Source organism: Nonomuraea sp. NPDC049504 (assembly GCF_040676845.1).
In the GTDB taxonomy this organism is placed as follows: domain Bacteria; phylum Actinomycetota; class Actinomycetes; order Streptosporangiales; family Streptosporangiaceae; genus Nonomuraea; species Nonomuraea salmonea.
Map to the genome: position 1 here is coordinate 95,290 of NZ_JBFAPT010000020.1, position 17,982 is coordinate 113,271.

The 17,982-nt window shown below is 73.4% G+C and carries 13 protein-coding genes; 8 read left to right on the top strand and 5 right to left on the bottom strand.

The annotated features are described in order from the left end of the window. Nucleotides 1–6 precede the first annotated feature (6 nt). The 4 genes from AB0K28_RS32960 to ddaH form a co-directional block, all read right to left on the bottom strand. A complete protein-coding gene (locus tag AB0K28_RS32960) occupies nucleotides 7–2,457 on the bottom strand; it encodes a PEP/pyruvate-binding domain-containing protein (RefSeq protein WP_364377848.1) in 2,451 nt (816 codons plus the stop codon). A gap of 44 nt (nucleotides 2,458–2,501) precedes the next feature. Further along, the gene (locus tag AB0K28_RS32965; RefSeq protein ID WP_364377668.1) at nucleotides 2,502–3,878 is read right to left on the bottom strand and encodes an MDR family MFS transporter; all 1,377 of its coding nucleotides are present in this window, start codon (nucleotides 3,876–3,878) and stop codon (nucleotides 2,502–2,504) included. Nucleotides 3,879–4,018: 140 nt separating this feature from the next. Further along, nucleotides 4,019–5,725, bottom strand: coding sequence for a 2-isopropylmalate synthase (leuA, locus tag AB0K28_RS32970; RefSeq protein ID WP_364377670.1), 1,707 nt, complete (start codon nucleotides 5,723–5,725; stop codon nucleotides 4,019–4,021). A 183-nt stretch (nucleotides 5,726–5,908) separates the two neighbouring features. Beyond that, the gene (gene ddaH / locus AB0K28_RS32975; protein ID WP_364377672.1) at nucleotides 5,909–6,655 is read right to left on the bottom strand and encodes a dimethylargininase; all 747 of its coding nucleotides are present in this window, start codon (nucleotides 6,653–6,655) and stop codon (nucleotides 5,909–5,911) included. 38 nt (nucleotides 6,656–6,693) lie between these two features. Here ddaH and AB0K28_RS32980 point away from each other — a divergent pair, with 38 nt between their 5' ends. The 6 genes from AB0K28_RS32980 to AB0K28_RS33005 all read left to right on the top strand — a co-directional run bounded on the left by AB0K28_RS32980 (nucleotide 6,694) and on the right by AB0K28_RS33005 (nucleotide 13,676). Continuing rightward, nucleotides 6,694–6,939, top strand: a complete 246-nt coding sequence (locus AB0K28_RS32980) for a DUF2630 family protein (RefSeq protein ID WP_364377674.1) — start codon at nucleotides 6,694–6,696, stop codon at nucleotides 6,937–6,939. A gap of 41 nt (nucleotides 6,940–6,980) precedes the next feature. Next, nucleotides 6,981–7,964 (top strand): GNAT family N-acetyltransferase, encoded by a 984-nt coding sequence (locus AB0K28_RS32985; RefSeq protein ID WP_364377676.1) that lies wholly within the window; start codon nucleotides 6,981–6,983, stop codon nucleotides 7,962–7,964. 64 nt (nucleotides 7,965–8,028) lie between these two features. Then, nucleotides 8,029–10,140, top strand: a complete 2,112-nt coding sequence (locus tag AB0K28_RS32990; protein WP_364377678.1) for a glycoside hydrolase family 6 protein — start codon at nucleotides 8,029–8,031, stop codon at nucleotides 10,138–10,140. A gap of 231 nt (nucleotides 10,141–10,371) precedes the next feature. After that, the gene (locus tag AB0K28_RS32995; protein WP_364377680.1) at nucleotides 10,372–11,682 is read left to right on the top strand and encodes an MFS transporter; all 1,311 of its coding nucleotides are present in this window, start codon (nucleotides 10,372–10,374) and stop codon (nucleotides 11,680–11,682) included. Nucleotides 11,683–11,691: 9 nt separating this feature from the next. Further along, entirely contained in the window at nucleotides 11,692–12,357 is a 666-nt protein-coding gene (locus tag AB0K28_RS33000) for a response regulator transcription factor (RefSeq protein ID WP_364377682.1), read from the top strand. Next, on the top strand, nucleotides 12,354–13,676 hold the full coding sequence (locus tag AB0K28_RS33005; protein WP_364377683.1) for a HAMP domain-containing sensor histidine kinase: 1,323 nt from the start codon (nucleotides 12,354–12,356) through the stop codon (nucleotides 13,674–13,676). Before AB0K28_RS33000 ends, AB0K28_RS33005 begins: the two co-directional genes overlap by 4 nt. Nucleotides 13,677–13,724: 48 nt before the next feature. On the opposite strand, the gene AB0K28_RS33010 is transcribed toward AB0K28_RS33005, so the two are convergent. After that, complete coding sequence (locus AB0K28_RS33010; protein ID WP_345399175.1) at nucleotides 13,725–14,630, bottom strand: TAXI family TRAP transporter solute-binding subunit; 906 nt, start codon at nucleotides 14,628–14,630, stop codon at nucleotides 13,725–13,727. Between the two features lie 33 nt (nucleotides 14,631–14,663). Between AB0K28_RS33010 and AB0K28_RS33015 the strand changes: the two genes are divergently transcribed. Beyond that, a complete protein-coding gene (locus tag AB0K28_RS33015; protein WP_364377685.1) occupies nucleotides 14,664–15,374 on the top strand; it encodes a Mut7-C RNAse domain-containing protein in 711 nt (236 codons plus the stop codon). A gap of 23 nt (nucleotides 15,375–15,397) precedes the next feature. Continuing rightward, nucleotides 15,398–17,980, top strand: coding sequence for a BTAD domain-containing putative transcriptional regulator (locus tag AB0K28_RS33020; protein WP_364377687.1), 2,583 nt, complete (start codon nucleotides 15,398–15,400; stop codon nucleotides 17,978–17,980). The last annotated feature ends 2 nt before the right edge of the window (nucleotides 17,981–17,982 follow it).

Genomic DNA, 17,982 nt, shown 5'->3' on the forward strand with positions numbered 1-17,982 from the left:
GGCATTCTAGGGAGCGGCCGTGACGGTGCCGGTGTCACCGTTGACGGTGACCTGCAGACCGTCCTCCAGCACCGACGTGCCGCGTCCCGTGCCCATGACGGCCGGGATGCCGTACTCCCTCGCGACGATGGCGGCGTGCGAGGCGGCGCCGCCGGTGTCCACGACGACCGCCGCCGCGCGCTGGAACAACGGCGTCCACGACGGGTTCGTGTACGGGCAGACCAGCACGTCGCCTGGCTCCAGCCGGCCGAACTCGGCGACGCTCGCGATCACCTTGACCGGCCCGGTGGCCGTGCCGCCGCCCGCCGCCGCGCCGGTCAGCAGCGCGGGGCCGGGGTCGGTGACGGGGTGGACGGCCGCCGGGTCGATGAGCCTGACCCCGGACAGCTCCTCCCGCTTGGCCGCCCGCCGCCTGGCCACGTCGCGCAGCCGGGCGGCGGCCGGGTCGTCGGTGCCGCGCAGCGACTCCAGCTCCTCCAGCCGCAGGTGGAAGACGTCATCGGGGCGGTCGAGCAGGCGCGCCTGCGCCAGCCTGCGGCCCATCTCCACCAGCGCCCTGCGCATGACCGGCGCCGGCATCATGAACGAGAAGTGGCTGTCCTCGCGGAAGACCATGCCCGCGCGGGCCGCCGCCACCCGGCGGGCCAGCCACCGTGGTCTCACGGGTGGCCCCGGCTGCTCCTCCCGTTCCTTGGGCGGCGCCGCCGCCAGCACCCGCACCAGGTCGAGCACCACCTCGGGGGCGTCGGCCCAGGTGGGCGGCGTGATGAGGATGGGGCTCGCGGTCTCGCGGTGGCCGTACTCGGCCATGAAATCCGCCAGCTCCGCGGCGAACTCCGTGGCGACCTCCGTGGCGACCTCCGTGGCGACCTCCGGGGCGAACTCGGCGGGCGGCCGCTCCGCCTTCAGCGCCCCCGTACGGCGGGCCGTCTCGGCCAGGCGCTCCAGCGCCCGGTTGGCGTCGGAGGTGCGGGTGGGCGCGCCCAGCAACAGCTCGCCGAACATCTTCCTGCGCCCGAGCAGCGTCAGCCCCAGCATCAGCCGCAGCAGCGCGAGCCCGACGCCAGGCAGGTAGTCGATCCGCAGGTCGGCCACCGGCCCCACCAGGTCCATCGCCTGCCTGGGCACCCGCCGCAGCTCCTCCCACGGCAGCTCCTCCAGGTCAAGGGCGCGCAGCTTCTCGACATCCTCCAGGTACGCCTGGAAGCGGGGGTCCTCGGTCCAGCGGGCGGGGTCGTACCTCCTGGCCTTGCGCAGCGCGCGGAACGGCGCCGTCAGCACCTTCCGCTCGAAGCCCGGCCTGACGGGAACGATCCGGTAGACGACGCCGTCCTCCTCCTGGAGCGCCTCGTGGATGAGGTTGCGGATGCCGTACGCGGCGAACACCTTGCTCATCTGCCCCGCAGGCCCGTTGGGCAGCCAGGAGGACATGTCCATCGGGTACGGCCGCTCGGGCAGGTACTCCATGAGGATCTCGGCCGTCTTGCGCTGGATGCCGTCGAGCGGCCCCAGCGGAGGCGGCGGCAGCGCGGTCATGGGCCGGGCCTGGAGCAGGTGCAGCCGCCCCGCCACATGAGCCCACTCGATGTCCTGCGGCCGCCCGAACACCTCGGCCACCCGCCCCCCGAGCGTGGCCAGCTCCCGCAGCACCTCATCGGACAGCAATCCAGGGGTGCCCGGAACCGGCCCCCGCTCGGCCCGGGCACCCAGCCCACCGCCCTGCCCACCGCCCTGCCCACCGCCCTGCCCACCGCCCTGCCCACCGCCCTGGCCATCGCCCTGGCCACCGCCCTGCCCACCGGCCCCCGCCGGGCTCTCGTGGACGACGCCGCCGCCTTCCGCGCTGCGGACCACGACCTCGCCGCGGCCCGGCCTGAAGTCCACGACCTCGCCCGACGGCCGGAGCACGTAGTGGTCAGGGGTGACCAGCCCCGACACGACCGCCTCCCCCAGCCCCCGGCCCGCGTCGACGACCAGTTGCGTGCGGTCGCCGGTGACCGGGTTCGCGGTGAACATCACCCCGGCCGTCTCCGCCTCCACCATCCGCTGCACGACGACCGCGATCCGCACCTCGGAGTCGTCCAGGCGCAGGCGGGCCCGGTAGGCGACGGCGCGGTCGGTCCAGAGGGATGCCCAGCAGCGGCGTACCGCGTCGAGCAGCGCCTGCTCCCCGACCACGTTGAGGAAGGTGTCCTGCTGACCGGCGAACGCCGCCCCCGGCAGGTCCTCGGCGGTCGCGCTCGACCGCACGGCCACCGGCCCGCCGCCGAGCCGCGCGTACGCTTCGGTGATGGCCTTCCGCAGCTCGTCGGGGGGTTCGACGGTCTCGAAGTGCTCGCGGGTGTCACGACCGCGGGCGACCAGCTCGTACGCGTGCGTCGTGATCACGAACCCGTCGGGCACCGGAAGGCCGTGGCTGACGAGCTCACCCAGGTTGGCGCCCTTGCCCCCGGCCATGGCCAGGTCGGCGCGCCCGAAGGCGTTCAGGGGTGCGACCAGTTTCACTGTCTCTCCTCGACGTAGGCGGTGGTGCGGAGCGGGCGCGCCGGCAGGGCCAGGGCCAGGAAGAACGCGACGACGAACAGCGGCGCCATGGCCGCGAACACCGGCGGCACCGCGGCGGCGAACGTCTCGCGCATCCCTTCCGGCAGCGTGGCCGGGTTGCTCCCCGAGATGCCCGACCGCAGCGTGATCAGAGCGCCGACCAGCGCGACCCCGGCGGAGGCGCCGATCTGACGCAGGAACGTGACCGACGAGGTGGCGGTGCCCAGGTCCTCGTACGGGACGGCGTTCTGGGCGGCCGTCACCATCACCTGCATGACGAGCCCCACCCCCAGCCCGGTCAGCGCCATCGCCGCCACGAGCCCGGCCGGTGAGGCGCCGGCCAGCCCGATGAGCCCGAGCCCGGCCGCGGCGAGGATCGTGCCCGCGACGGGGTAGGGCTTGTAGACGCCGGTCCTGGTGATGAGCCGGCCGGAGACGATGGTGGTGAGCAGCACGCCGGCCATGAGGGCGGTCACCATCAGCCCGGCGCGGGTGGCGCTCGTGTGCAGCGCGATCTGCGCGTACGCGGGAAGGTACGACGTCGCGCCGAACAACGCGAACCCGACGACGAAGCTGATCGCCACGGGCACCGCGAACGCCCGGTCCCTGAACAGCCGCAGCGGCAGGATGGGGTCGGTCGCGTAGCGGGCGCTGAGCAGCCAGCCGGCCACGCCGGCCGCCGCCAGCCCGAGGTAGGCGGGGTTGCCGCTCTCCCCCAGCAGGACGACGCCCACGACGGCCACGCCCAGTGTGACGGCCCCCGCCACGTCGAGCGGCGCCCGGCCGACGGGCCTCGGCAGCTTGAGCGTGGCGGTCAGGACGATCAGCGCGAGCAGCCCCAGGGGCGGGTAGATGACGAAGATCCACCGCCAGCTCAGCTGGTCGATGAAGAACCCGCCGATCAGCGGGCCGCCCACGGCCGCCACCACGTACGCGGCGCCGATGAGCCCCAGGTAGCGCCCCCGCTCGCGCGGGCTCACCACCTCCCCGATGATCGCCTGCGCCCCGATCATCAGCCCGCCACCGCCGATGCCCTGAACCGCCCGGAAGGCGATGAACTGCGGCATCGACGTGGCCAGCGCACACAGCACGGCCCCGGCGACGAAGATCACGATGGCCGCCTGCATGACCGGCTTGCGCCCGTACCGATCGCCGAGCTTCCCGTAGACCGGCATGACGACGGTCGCGGCCACGAGGTAGGCGCTGACGACGGCCGACATCTGGTCGAGCCCGCCCAGCCCGGCCGCCACGGCGGGCAACGCCGGCGCCATGATCGTCTGATCGAGCGCGCCGAGCAGCATGCACAGCATCAGCCCCGACAGCACGAGCCCCATGGCCGCTCCTTAGAGAACGTCTCGTTCTCTACCGAGCATAGGATCCACCCCAAAGAAACGCAACGTTCACTATCCGGTCATTTCCCAGGACGTGAAAAAGCCCGAGTCCTCACCGCCGTGAGGGCCCGGGCTTTCGCAGGTCAGCGGGAGGCGCGGTTGACGGCCGAGATGATGGCCTTGAGCGAGGCGGTCGTGACGTTGGTGTCGATGCCGACGCCCCACAGGACCTGGCCGTTCACCTCGCACTCCAGGTAGGAGGCGGCCTTGGCGTCGCTGCCGGCGGTCATCGCGTGCTCGACGTAGTCGAGGACGCGCACCTGGATGCCGACACCGGCGATGGCGTCGATGAAGGCCGAGATCGGGCCGTTGCCGGTGCCGTCGATCTCGCGGATCTCCCCGTCGAGCCGCACGTCGGCGCTGATGCGGTCTTTGTCGTCGACCGTGGACTGGTGGCGGTGGGCCATGAGGCTGAGCCGGCCCCAGCGGTTGGCGGGGTTGGGCAGGTATTCGTCGCGGAAGATGTCGTACATCGCGGCCGGGCTGATCTCGCCGCCCTCGCTGTCGGTGCGCGCCTGCACGACCTTGGAGAACTCGATCTGCAGCCGCCGCGGCAGGTCGAGCTGGTGGTCGGCCTTCATGATGTACGCGACGCCGCCCTTGCCGGACTGGCTGTTGACCCGGATGACGGCCTCGTAGGAACGCCCGATGTCCTTGGGGTCGATCGGCAGGTAGGGGACGGCCCAGGTGAACTCGTCGACCGGCACGCCGGCCGCCGCCGCGTCGCGCTCGAGGTGCTCGAAGCCCTTCTTGATGGCGTCCTGGTGGGAGCCGGAGAAGGCGGTGTAGACCAGCTCGCCGCCCCACGGGTGGCGCGGGTGCACGGGCAGCTGGTTGCAGTATTCGGTGATGCGACGGATCTCGTCGATGTCACTGAAGTCGATCTCGGGGTCGACGCCCTGGGAGAACAGGTTCATGCCGAGCGTGACCAGGCAGACGTTGCCGGTGCGCTCGCCGTTGCCGAACAGGCAGCCCTCGATGCGGTCGGCGCCCGCCATGTAGCCCAGCTCGGCGGCGGCCACGGCGCTGCCGCGGTCGTTGTGCGGGTGCAGCGACAGCACGATCGAGTCGCGGTGCTTGAGGTTGCGGTGCATCCACTCGATCTGGTCGGCGTAGACGTTGGGGGTGGCCATCTCGACGGTGGCGGGCAGGTTGATGATGACCTTGCGGTCGGGGGTGGGCTGCCACACCTCGTTGACGGCGTCGCACACCTCGACGGCGTATTCGAGCTCGGTGCCGGTGAACGACTCGGGCGAGTATTGGAAGCGGACGTCGACGTCGGTGGCGTCGGCGAGCTTCTTCACCAGCTTGGCGCCCTCGACCGCGATGGCGGTGATGCCGTCTTTGTCCTGGCCGAACACGACGCGGCGCTGGAGGGTGGAGGTCGAGTTGTACAGGTGGACGATGGCCTGCTTGGCGCCCTCGATCGACTCGAAGGTGCGCTCGATCAGCTCGGGCCTGGCCTGCGTCAGCACCTGGATGACCACGTCGTCGGGGATGCGGCCCTCTTCGATGATCGTGCGGATGAAGTCGAAGTCGGTCTGCGACGCCGCCGGGAAGCCGACCTCGATCTCCTTGTAGCCCATGCGTACGAGCAGCTCGAACATCTGGAGCTTGCGGTGGGAGTCCATCGGGTCGATCAGGGCCTGGTTGCCGTCGCGCAGGTCGACCGCGCACCAGCGGGGCGCCTTGGTGATGACCTGGTCGGGCCAGGTGCGATCGGTCAGCCGGATGGGCTCGAACGGCTGATAACGATGGACGGGCATGCGGCTGGGCTGCTGAGCGGTCATGAGTCGGTGCTCCTCGTCGGTCTTCGGAAGAAAAGCGGCCGACGCGCACGACTGGCTCCGCGGCGAGGGAGCCGGCCTCTACAGGCCCCCGCCGCGGCAGCTAAGAAGCAGCCCGCGCAGCATGCCATGCACGCTACCAGACGTCTCGCCGTGGGCCGCGCAGGTTCTCACATCCTGAGAACGTCAGTCCGCCACGAGCACGCTGAGGCAGGTCACGCAGCCTTCCAACCGCTCAAATTCCGAAATATCCACTTTCATCACCATATAGCCGCGCTGTTCGAGCACCGTCCCTGTCTGAGGGGCCGCGGCGGACAGCAGCACCCGGTTCCCGCCCAGCGGCACCACGTGCGCGCCCGCCTCCTCCTCCGGCACCAGCAGGCCCGGCAGGTCCACGTGGCGCGGATCGCCGATGAGCGTCCCGTCGGGCAGCGCGGTCACGGCCGACTTCAGGTGCAGCACGCCCTTGAGCTCGACGGGCACGACGCTGCGCTCCGGCAGCAGGGCGGCGAGCTGCGCGACGCCCTCGTCGTTGGTGCGGGCCGACCTGCCGACGTACACGGTGGAGCCGACCTGCAGCACGTCGCCGCCGTCGAGGGTGGCGGGCGGGGCGATGCGCACGGACGGCAGGCCCAGGCCGCGCACCACCTCCGCCACCGACTCCACCTCGGGCCCCCGCTCCTCGGCGCCCGGCCTGGTCAGCACCGCGAGACGGCCGGACACGACCACCGCGTCCTCGACGAACGGCGCGTCGGGCAGGTCGTCGGCGCGCGGCGCGTACACCGGCCGCCAGCCCGCCTCGGCCAGCGCGGCGACGTAGGCGTCGTGCTGGACGGCGGCCCGCTCGGGATCGACCGGCTCGCGCGCGAGATGGGTGACGATGCCCTCGGCGACGCGGGGACCGGGCTTCCTTACCAGCGCAATGCCTGACATAGGGCGTGTTCTATCACGCACTGACTAGAGTCTTGGACATGCGTGACGACGAGATTCTGACCAGGATCAGCGCCCTGGTCGACGAGGAGCACGAGCTGCGCGGCAGGCTCACGGCCGGCCAGGTGACCACCGGCGAGGAGCAGGCGCGCATCAAGGAGCTGGAGACGGCGCTCGACCAGTGCTGGGACCTGCTCAGGCAGCGCAGGGCCAGGCGCGGCGCGGGCGAGGACCCCGACGGCGCCACCGCCAGGCCGCCCCGCGAGGTGGAGAACTACCGGCAATAAATCGTTCGCCTCGGGGCGGGGCCGTGCGGTCTCCTGGTTCCATGCGCATCCAGCCGATCGACCCGGAGCAGCCGGGCGGCCTCATCGAGGGCCTGCACGAGGCGTACATCACGGCCGAGGCGGCGAGCGGCGACGACCGCGGCCCTGAGCCCGGCCTGGCCTGGTTCTCCCATCTGATCAGGAGGGGCGGGGCGGGCCAGCGTTACGAGGCGTGGGCGGCGACCGACGGCGGCAAGGTGGCGGGCGGCTACGGGCTGGAGCTGTACGAGACCGACAACCGGCACATCGGCTGGCTCTTCCCGCTCGCCGTGCGCCCCGAGTCGCAGGGCCGCGGCCTCGGCACCGCCCTGTTCGCGCACGCGCTCGACCGGATGCGCGCGAACGGCAGGACACTGCTGCTGACCGAGACGATCACCACCGGCACGGCCGCCCGCTTCGCCGCCGCGCGCGGCATGACGGTGGCGATGAACGAGGCCCGCCGCACGCTCGACCTGCGCGCCGCCGACTGGGACGCGCTGCGCCGCATGCGTCCCGAGGTGCCCGGCTACCACCTGGAGCAGTGGATCGGCCCGGCCGGGCCCGAGCTGCTGCCCGACCTGGCCGCGGTGATGGGCGGCATGAACGACGCCCCGCGCGACCCCGGCGTCGAGGACCAGGTCCACTCCGTCGAGCGGCTGCGGCAGCGCGAGGAGTCCATCCCGCTGACCGGCCGCACCAGCTACACCACGATCGCCCGGCGCACGTCCGACGGCGCCCCCGCCGGCTACACCCGCATCCTGCTCGACAGCGCCCGCGACAACGGCTGGGGCCACCAGGCCGACACCACCGTGCTGCGCGAGCACCGCGGCCACCGGCTCGGGCTGCTGCTCAAGGTCGCCAACCTGCTGTGGCTGCGCGAGCACGAGCCGCACCTCGACCGGATCATCACCTGGAACGCCGTCTCCAACGCCCACATGCTGGCCATCAACGAGGCCATGAGGTTCGAGCTGTTCGACAAGTGGCACGAGTGGCGGCTGCCCTTGTGAAGATCGCTGTGAAGATCGCATAAGCATGGCCCCGGCCGCCGCGCCGGGGCTAACCTGACGCATTATGACCTTGGAGTCGCTGAGGAACGGAGATCCGCAGCAGGTGGGGCCGTACACCCTGCTGGGCCGGCTCGGCGAGGGCGGCATGGGGGTCGTCTACCTCGGCGAGGGCCCCGGCGGCCGGGTCGCGGTCAAGGTCATCCACGCCAGGATGGACGCCGACGCCGGCTTCCGCCGCAGGTTCGCCCGCGAGGTGGCCGCCGCGCAGCGGGTCGCCAGGTTCTGTACGGCGCCCGTGCTCGACGCCGACGTCAGCGGCGACGTGGCCTACCTCGTCACCGAATACGTCGAGGGCCCCAGCCTGGGCGCGGCCGTGCAGGAGTCGGGGCCGCTCAAGGGGTCGGCGCTCGACGGGCTCGCCGCCGCGATGGCGATGGCCCTGCGCGCCATCCACGGGGCCGGGGTCGTGCACCGCGACCTCAAGCCGTCGAACGTGCTGCTGTCGCAGGTCGGGCCCAAGGTGATCGACTTCGGCATCGCGCATCTCGTGGACTCCGAGATGAGCAGCGCCATCGTGGGGACGCCGTCGTACATGTCGCCCGAGCAGGTGTCGGGCGTCACCGTGGGGCCCGCGTCGGACATCTTCTCCTGGGGCTGCACGGTCGCGTACGCGGCGAGCGGCGTCTCGCCGTTCGGCACCGGATCCGTTCCCGACGTGCTGCTGCGCGTCATCAACGACCCGCCCGAGCTGTCGGGGCTGCCCGGGCCGCTGCACGATCTGGTGGTCGCCGCGCTGTCCAAGAACCCCGCCGAGCGCCCCACCGCGCAGGACCTCATGGACCGGCTGAGCACCGGCCCGGAGAGCGCGGCCCGGCCGGAGGTGGCCGGCTCCCGTGCGCCGGTCGCCGAGCCGCTCCAAGAGACCGGCAGGTGGGTGCCCGAGAGCGAGGGAGCGCTCACGGCGGCGTCGGGGCAGCGGAAGTGGGTGCTGGCGGCGGCCGTCGCGGTCGTGGCGGTGGCCGGGTTCTCGGTGGCGATGGCGGTCAGGGGGTCGGGCGATCCAGGTGCCGACGGGAGGACGTCCGCCACGGGCGCGAGCCGGACGACGGGCGCGACGGGCGGCACGGCCAAGAGCACGCCGGGAGGCGGTGGTGCCGGAGTGGGGAACCCGTTGCGGGCCGGTGGGGCCGTGGCCTTCTACTCGCCGAAGGAGCCGTTCGCGAGCGAGCAGGCCGGCCGCTGGCGCAAGGACCGCCCGAAGGACGCCGCACTGATGGACCGGCTGGCGGCGGTCCCCCACGCCATCCGGGTCGCCGATCCTGGGGTCAGGCCGAAGGTGGCGGCGGCGGTCACGGCGTCAGGGCAGGCGGGCGCGGTGCCGGTCTTCATGGTCGACGACCTGCCGGGCAGCGACTGCCGGCCGCCCGCCGACACCGAGCTCAAGGGCTACCAGGAGTGGATCGAGGGGATCGCCAGGACGATCGGCCCGTCCAAGGCGGTGGTGATCCTCGAACCCGGCAGCCTGGTCCGCATCCCCGGCACCAAGAACTGCGACCCCGGCGGCTCCCCCGAGCCGCGTTACCAGGCCCTGCGCGCCGCCGTGGCCACGCTCAAGTCGAACCCCGGCACGGCCGTCTACCTCGACGGCGCCCAGGCGCACTGGCCGGGCACCGAGGTCATGGCCGAGCGGCTGATCGGAGCGGGCGTCGAGCGGGCCGACGGCTTCTTCCTCAACACCGCCGCCTTCACCGCCACCGAGCCGACCGTCGCGTACGGCAAGGAGCTGTCCGCCTGCATCGGCGTCCGCGTGAGGTCGGGCGGCTCGGGCTGCCCTGAGGCCGCGGACGCCGACCCCGCGGCGATGCCGCACTTCGTGGTGGACACCAGCAGGAACGGCCAGGGGACCTGGGTGCCGGACGAGCACTATAAGGACCCGCAGACGTGGTGCAACCCGCCGGGCCGCGGCGTGGGCCCCCGCCCGACCACGGAGACGGGCGAGGAGCTGGTGGACGCGTACCTGTGGATCTCCAGGCCGGGCGTCTCCGGCGGCCGGTGCACGCGCGGCACGGACGGCGAGAAGGACCCGGAACGCGGCGTCGTGTCACCGCCGTCCGGCGAGTGGTGGGACGTGCTGGGCCTGGAGATGGCGAAGAACGCCGACCCGCCCCTCGACTGACACCCCGACCCGCCGTCACCCCCCTCACAGCCCCAGCCCCGGCCCGGTGGCGGGCCACCGCCACCCACACCCCTCCAAGGCCCCGGCCCGTGTTGCGGGCCGGTTAAGCGCAGGTAAGAAGTCATGTTAAGCGGACGTTAGATCTGGCCCCGGCCATCTTGTCCGAACAACCTTCCGCCGTAAGGCTCTGGCCAGCACCCACTCCCCCCAGAGCCCTCCAGGAGGTTCTTCGTGAGCAAGGCACGCGTGCCGTGGAAGGCCGTGCTCGGCGGATCTGTCGGCAATCTCGTCGAGTGGTACGACTGGTTCGTCTACAGCAGCTTCGCCGTCTACTTCGCGGCGTCCTTCTTCCCCGAGGGCGACACCACGGCCAAGCTGCTCAACACGGCCGCCATCTTCGCCGTCGGCTTCTTCATGCGCCCGCTGGGCGGCTGGCTGCTCGGCCGCTACGCCGACAGGAAGGGCCGTAAGGCGGCGCTCACGCTCACCGTCACGCTGATGTCGGCCAGCGCCCTGCTGATCGCGGTCGCCCCCACGTACGACTCGGTCGGTTACGTCGGTGCGCTGGTGCTGGTGGTGGCCCGCCTGCTGCAGGGCCTGTCGGTGGGCGGCGAGTACGCGGCCAGCGCCACGTACCTGACCGAGGCGACCCCGAAGGGCCGGCGCGGCATGGCGTCGAGCTTCCAGTACGTCTCGATGACCGCGGGCCAGCTCGTCGGCCTCGGCCTGCAGATCGTCCTGCAGAACACGATGTCCAAGGAGGCGCTCGACTCCTACGGCTGGCGGATCCCGTTCCTGGTGGGCGCGGTGGCCGCGGCGGTGGTGTTCTGGCTGCGGCGCAACCTGCTGGAGACGGAGGCGTACGACGAGGAGGAGCGCGAGGCGGCACCCGCCCGGCGGGGCACGATCGCGCAGCTGCTGGCCCACAAGAAGGAGGCGCTGCTGGTCATCGCGCTGACGATGGGCGGCACGGTGGCGTACTACACGTACACGACGTACCTCACGAAGTACCTGTCGAACACGGCGGGCCTGCCGAAGGAGACGGCGACGCTGGTGAGCTTCTGCGCGCTGTTCGTGTTCATGTGCCTGCAGCCGCTCGCGGGGTCGCTGTCGGACCGGATCGGGCGCAGGCCGCTGCTGATCACGTTCGGGATCGGGTCGATGGTCGGGACGGTGCCGCTGATGACGGCGCTGGGCCAGGTGAGCGGGTTCGGCGGCGGGCTGGCGCTGTCGCTGATCGGCCTGATCATCATCACGGGCTACACCTCGATCAACGCGGTGGTGAAGGCCGAGCTGTTCCCGACGCACGTGCGCGCCCTGGGCGTCGCGCTCCCGTACGCGATCGCGAACGCCCTGTTCGGCGGCACCGCCGAGTACGTCGCGCTGTGGTTCAAGGACGCCGGCATCGAGTCGGGCTTCTACTGGTACGTCTCCGGCTGCGCCGCCGTGTCCCTCGTCGTCTACCTGTTCATGCGCGAGACCAGGGACGCCGCGCTGTCCCGCAGCGAGGCGGCGGCCGAGTCGGTGCCCGCCCGCGTCTAACCTGGCCACATGCGGGTTCTCCTGGTGGAGGACGACGATCGGCTCGCCTCCGCGCTGACCACGGCGCTCGCCCGGCACGGCCATCAGGTCACCAGGGCGGGGCTGGCCGTCGACGCCCTCCGCCTGGCGGGGGGCGTCGACTTCGTGCTGCTCGACCTGGGCCTGCCCGACATGGACGGGCTCGACGTGCTGCGCAGGCTGCGGCGGGTCTCGGCGGTGCCGCTGATCGTGGTGACGGCCCGTACGGAGGAGCGGGAGGTGCTGCGCGGCCTGCGGTCGGGGGCCGACGACTTCCTGGTCAAGCCGTTCCGTACGGTGGAGCTGATGGCCCGCATGGAGGCGGTGATGCGGCGGGGCACCCGCCCGCGCCCGCCGCGCGACGAGGTGGTGCGGGTCGGCGACGTCCGCATCGATCTGGAGGGCCGCCAGGTCACGGTGGCCGGTGCGCCGGTGACGCTGACGCGGCGCGAGTTCGACCTGCTGGCGATGCTGGCCCGTGAGCCGGGCGTGGTGCGGGGCCGCGAGGAGATCCTGGACGAGATCTGGGGCGATCCGCTGCTGTCGGCGTCCCGCTCGCTGGACGTGCACGTGGCCAACCTGCGCGCGAAGACGGGCCGGCCCGGCCTGGTGGAGACGTTGCGCGGCACGGGTTACCGGCTGGGCTCGACGGCGTGAACGCCCGGCTGGTCGGCACGTTCACGACGCTGATCGTGTTCCTGGTGGCGGCGCTGGCGGTGCCGCTGGGCCTGGCGTACGCCTCCCACCGGACCAACCGGCTGCTGCTCGACCGCCGCGCCGACGCCACCCGCTTCGCCGAGCTGGCCGACCAGGCGGCTCGCGAGGACGACTACACGGCTCTGATCGCCGAGGTCGACCGCTACGCCGCCCTCTATGGCGCCGCCGTCCGCGTCCGCGACAGGGACGGCACGGCCCTGCTCACGGCGGGCGACTTCACCGTGGACGACGGCGAGGCGCTGCGGCTCGCGCTGTCCGGCCGTACGACGGAGGACCTGCCGACGATCAGCCCGTTCGGCCCGGGTACGGTGCTGCTGGCCGAGCCGGCCGGCCGCGACGCGCAGCTGTCGGGCGTGGTGCTGCTCCAGACGCCCACGGATCAGGCGCGCGGCGACGTGACGCTGGTGTGGGGCGCGCTGGCGCTGGGCACGCTGGCGTCGGTCTCGTACGCGGTGCTTGCGGCCAGGCGGCTGGCCCGCTGGATCCTGCGCCCGGTCACCGAGCTCGACCGCACCACGCAGGCGATCGCCCAGGGGCGGCTGGACGCGCGGGCGCATCCCGGCATCGGCCCGTCCGAGCTGCGGCGGCTGGAGGAGCGGTTCAACGCGATGGCCGACGCGGTGGCGGGCGCGATGGAGCGGCAGCGGGCGTTCGTGGCCGACGCCTCGCACGAGCTGCGCACCCCGCTGACGGTACTCGGGCTGCGGCTGGAGAACCTGGAGCCGCACCTGCGCCGCGAGGGCACCGCCGAGTACGCCGAGGCGATGGCGGAGCTGGACCGGCTGTCGCTGCTGGTGGCGGACCTGCTGGCGCTGGCCAAGGTGGAGGCGGGCGCGGGGGTGGGCGGCAAGGACATCGAGCTGGGGCCGCGCCTGGCGACGTGGCGCGAGGTGTACGCGGCCAAGGGCGTGCGGCTGGTGACCGAGGTCTCCGGCAAGGTCGTTCCCGAGGCGGCGGCCAGGATCGCGGACATCGCGCTCGACAACGCCCAGAAGTTCGTGCCCGCGGGTGGCACGGTCACCGTCGCCCTCGACGGCGGGGTGCTGCGGGTCGCCGACGACGGCCCAGGGCTCGGGGAGGGGGAGCGCGCGGAGGCGCTCGGCCGCTTCTGGCGCTCGGGCTCCCACGCGAACGTGCCGGGCAGCGGGCTCGGGCTGGCCATCGCGGCCGAGCTGGCCAGGGCCTGCGGCGCCACCCTGCACCTGCTGCCCGCCGACCCCCACGGCCTGGTCGTGGAGCTCCGCCTTGCTCAGCCGTAGCGCAAGCGCCGCACCTTGCTCAGCCGTAGCGCAAGCGCCGCACCTTGCTCAGCCGTAGACCGAGCGGTAGTAGCGCGCGGCGCCCGGGTGGAGGCTCACGACGCCGGTGCCGATGGCGTAGCGCCTGTCCAGCCGCCCGCCGGGTGCCGACGGCGCCTGGAGCCGGTCGCGGGCCAGGAAGAGCGTCTCGGTGATCGTGTACGCGGTGTCCTCGGGCAGCGAGGTGCGGCACATCAGGTAGCTGGGCGTGCCCACGGTCGGCACCGCCCTGACGGCCCCGTACGCGCCGGCGGGCACGGACGCGTGCTCGTAGACGGACCCGTAGCGGCGCCGCAGCTCCGGCACCAGCGACTCGAGCGGCACCAGGCGGATGTCGGGCAGCGCCTCAAGGGCGGGCGTGGGCACCCCGCCCGACCAGAAGAACGCCTCGACCCGCCCGTCACGCAGCGCCTTGATCGACGGGTCGAGCCCGAGCCTGGAGACGCGGGGCGGGGTCTCCAGCCCGGCGACGGCCAGCACGCGGGCGGCGGTGACGGCGGTGCCGGAGCCGTCGAGCCCGATGGACACGGCCCGCCCGGCGAGCTGCCCCGGCCCGGTGATCGCGGAGTCCTTGGCGACGACCAGGTGCACGTAGTTCATGTACATGCGGGCCAGGGCGGAGACGGGCTGCCGGCGTACGCGGACGGCGTCGTCGGCGCTGTCGGCCAGCGCGAACCCCACGTCGGCCCGCCCGTCGGTCATCATCGTGAGGTTCTCCACACTGGCGGCGGTGCGCAGCACCCGAACCCGCCGCCCGTCACGCCGCAGCTCCTCGGCGAGCCGGTCGCCGAGCGCGCCGTAGGGACCGCCCGCCAGGCCCGTGGCCAGCCGCAACTCCGGCAGGTCCACGCCGCCGCCCGAGCAGCCGGCGGCGAGCAGCGCCAGGCCGAGGAAGGAGCGTCGGGAAACGGGCATGATTCACGCTATCCGGTGGCGGAGAATGGACGTGTGACGATCGCACGCCTGCGCATCTCCCCAGATCTGACGATGTTCCTGCCCGCGAGCCGCCGCCAGGAGTGGCAGGAGGTCACCCCCGACGGCACCGCCACGCTCGGCCACCACGTCGAGTCGCTGGGCGTGCCGCTGACGGAGGTGGGGCCGATGCTGGCGGGCGGCCGGGGCGTCCCGCCGTCCCACCTGCTCGCGCCGGGCGACGAGGTGGAGGTGCACCCGGTGCCGCGCCCGCAGCCGCTGCCAGGCGAGCCGAGGTTCCTGCTCGACGTGCATCTCGGCACGCTGGCGCGGCGGCTGCGGCTGCTCGGCGTCGACACCGCCTACCACAACGACATGGACGACCCGGCGCTCGTGGTCCAGGCCAACGAGGAGCGGCGGGTGCTGCTCACCCAGGACCGTGGCCTGCTGCGCCGCCGCGCTCTCTGGCTGGGCGCGTACATCCGCGGCTCGGCCCCGTCCGACCAGCTGCGCGACCTGCTGGAGCGGTTCGCGCCGCCGCTGCGCCCGTGGACGCGCTGCACCGCCTGCAACGGCGTGCTGCGGCCGGTGACCAAGGACGAGGTGGAGCCGCTGCTGGAGGCGGGCACCCGGCGCTCCTACGACGCCTACGGCCGCTGTGGCTCGTGCGGCCAGGTCTACTGGCACGGCGCGCACAGCGGCCACCTGGAGGAGATCGTCCGCATGGCCACCGCCTGGTCCGCGTGAGCCGGGCGACGATGGAGGGTCGCATGGAGTTCCGCATCATGGGGCCGCTCGCGGTGCTCGACGCCGAGGGCCGCGACCGCACCCCGACCGTGCGCAAGCACCGCGACCTGCTCGCCCTGTTCCTGCTGCACGCGGGCCGTCCGCTGACGGTCGAGCGGCTGCGCGGGCTGTTATGGGCGAGCGAGGGCGGCGACAGGTCCGACTCCCTGGTCCGCGGTTATGTGGGCGAGCTGCGGCGGCTGATCGGCAAAGACGTGATCACGACCGTGTCCGGCTCGTACGTGCTGGCGCTGGGCGACGGCCTGCTCGACGTCGACAGGTTCCGGCTGCTGGTCGACAGGGGCGCGAACGAGGAGGCGCTGGCGCTGTGGCGCGGCGAGGCGCTGGAGGACGTCGACCCCGAGGGCGCGCGGTGGGCCGGGACGCGCCGGCTGCGCGATGAGCTGGAGGAGCTGCGGCTGCTCGCCCTGGAGCGCCGGGTGCAGGCCGACCTCGAGGCCGGGCGGCACCGCGAGCTGCTGGCCGAGCTGAAGCAGCTGACCCGGCTCCACCCGACGTGGCAGCGCTTCCGCGGCCAGTACATGCTGGCCCTCTACCGCAGCGGGCGGCGGGTCGAGGCGCTGGCGGCGTACGCGGTGCTGCGTGACAAGCTCGACGGCGGCCACGCCATCGAGCCCGACCCCGAGCTGCAGCTGCTCTACCACCGCATGCTGCACGACGACGTCTCCCTGCACGTGTCGGCGGGCCCGCCGGTGCTGCTGCCGCCCGACGTCAGCGGCTTCACCGGCCGCGCAGGACTGCTGGAGCGGGTGATCGGCGAGCAGGTGGTGGTGCACGGGCAGGCGGGCGCGGGCAAGTCGGCGCTGGCCGTGCACGCGGCCTGGCTGCGCCGTGCCGACTTCTCCGACGGCATCCTGTACGCCGACCTGCGCGAGACCACGGCACCGGCCGCCGTCCTCGAGGACTTCCTGCGCTGGCTGGGCTGCCCGGCCCAGGCCATCCCGGCCTCGCTGGAGCAGCGGGCCCGGCTGTTCCGCGCGTACGCCGCCAACCGGTCGATGCTGGTGCTGCTCGACAACGCGGCGGACGAGGCCCAGGTGCGCCCGCTGCTGTCGGCCTGCCCGACGGTCGTGACCAGCCGGTCCCCGCTCGGCGGCCTGACCGGGGCGCGGCGGCTGTCGGTGGGGGTGCTCGACGAGAAGGAGGCGCTGGAGCTGCTGATCGCGGGCTCCGGCCGGGACGCGGGCGACGAGTCCTGGCCGCGGCTGGCGCGGCTGTGCGGCGGGCTGCCGCTCGCGCTGCGCATCGCGGCCTCCCGGCTGGCGGCCCGCCCCGAGTGGACGGTCGGCTACCTCGTGCGGCTGCTGGAGGACGAGCAGGGTCGGCTCGACCGGCTGCACGCGGGCGACCAGACCGTGCGCAGCGTGCTCGCGATCGGCTTCGACGGCCTGCCCGAGGCCGCCAGGCTGACGCTGCGCGGGCTCGGCGCCCTGTCCGCGCCCGACGTCGCCGACTGGGTGACCGAGCTGCTCGGCGGGCAGGCGGAGGCGCTGGTGGACGCGGGGCTGCTGGAGACGTACGGGGTCGACGTCGCGGGCCAGGTCCGCTACCGGATGCACGACCTGACCCGGCTGTTCGCCCGCGAGCAGCCGGTGCCCGGCGTGCCGGCGAAGGTGGCGGCGGCGGCGCTGACGCGGGTGCGGGCCTCGCGGTTCTCGCTGGTGTCGGGCGATCCCGAGACGGCGGTCGCCACGCGGGACATCAGGGAGTCGGTGGAGTGGCTGGCCGCCGAGCGGGCGTTCCTGGTCAGCCTGGTCGGCGACCTGCACGCGGCGGGGCTCGACGAGGAGTGCTGGCGGCTCGGCCACCTGCTGGCGCCGTTCCTGGAGCGGCACAGGTTCCTCGACGACTGGCGGACGGTGGCCGGGCTCGGCCTCGCGTCGGCGCGCCGGGCGGGCGACGACCAGGGCGCCGGGCTCGTCCTGCTCGACCTGGGCGACCTGCATCTGGCGGAGCGGCGGTGGGACCAGGCCGAGGAGGTGCTGCGGCCGGCGCTGGAGACGTGCCTGCGCCACGGCGGGGCCCGCCACGCGAACCGGGTGCGGCTCCGGCTCGGCCGCGTCCATCTGGAGCTGGGCCGGCTCGACGCCGCCGAGGAGACGCTGCGGCAGTGCCGCGAGGCCGCCGGCAACGTGCGCGACGAGGCCGACGCCGACCGGGTGCTCGGCGAGGTGCTGCGCCGCGCGGGCCGCCTCGACGAGGCCGCCGGCCGCCTGCTCGCCGCCGTCGAGGGGCTGGCCAAGCTGGGCGACCGGCACCGGCAGGCCGACGCGCTGCTCGACCTGTCCGCCGTGCGCCTGGCGCAGGCCGCCAAGCCGGCCGCCAGGGCCGCCGCCGAGCAGGCCAGGGGCATCGCCGTACGCCTCGGCGACCGGCTGCTCGACGCCTACGCCCTGCTGGCCCTGGCCGGGGTGAACCGGGCGGAGGGCGCGGCGGGGCGGGCCGCCGAGCTGGCGGGCGCGGCGCTGGAGGTGTTCGACGAGACCGGCGACCAGCGCGGCGCCGCCAACGCCCGCGCGTTCCTGGCCCGCGCCTCGCCCCGCTGATC

Bases quoted from the DNA above. Each gene is read 5' to 3' on its own strand.
- AB0K28_RS32965 (WP_364377668.1), bottom strand. From the start codon at position 3,878: ATGGGGCTCGTGCTGTCGGGGCTGATGCTGTGCATGCTGCTCGGCGCG.
- AB0K28_RS33000 (WP_364377682.1), top strand. From the start codon at position 11,692: ATGCGGGTTCTCCTGGTGGAGGACGACGATCGGCTCGCCTCCGCGCTG.
- AB0K28_RS32980 (WP_364377674.1), top strand. From the start codon at position 6,694: ATGCGTGACGACGAGATTCTGACCAGGATCAGCGCCCTGGTCGACGAG.
- leuA (WP_364377670.1), bottom strand. From the start codon at position 5,725: ATGACCGCTCAGCAGCCCAGCCGCATGCCCGTCCATCGTTATCAGCCG.
- AB0K28_RS32960 (WP_364377848.1), bottom strand. From the start codon at position 2,457: ATGGCCGGGGGCAAGGGCGCCAACCTGGGTGAGCTCGTCAGCCACGGC.
- AB0K28_RS33020 (WP_364377687.1), top strand. From the start codon at position 15,398: ATGGAGTTCCGCATCATGGGGCCGCTCGCGGTGCTCGACGCCGAGGGC.
- AB0K28_RS32985 (WP_364377676.1), top strand. From the start codon at position 6,981: ATGCGCATCCAGCCGATCGACCCGGAGCAGCCGGGCGGCCTCATCGAG.
- AB0K28_RS33010 (WP_345399175.1), bottom strand. From the start codon at position 14,630: ATGCCCGTTTCCCGACGCTCCTTCCTCGGCCTGGCGCTGCTCGCCGCC.
- ddaH (WP_364377672.1), bottom strand. From the start codon at position 6,655: ATGTCAGGCATTGCGCTGGTAAGGAAGCCCGGTCCCCGCGTCGCCGAG.
- AB0K28_RS32990 (WP_364377678.1), top strand. From the start codon at position 8,029: ATGACCTTGGAGTCGCTGAGGAACGGAGATCCGCAGCAGGTGGGGCCG.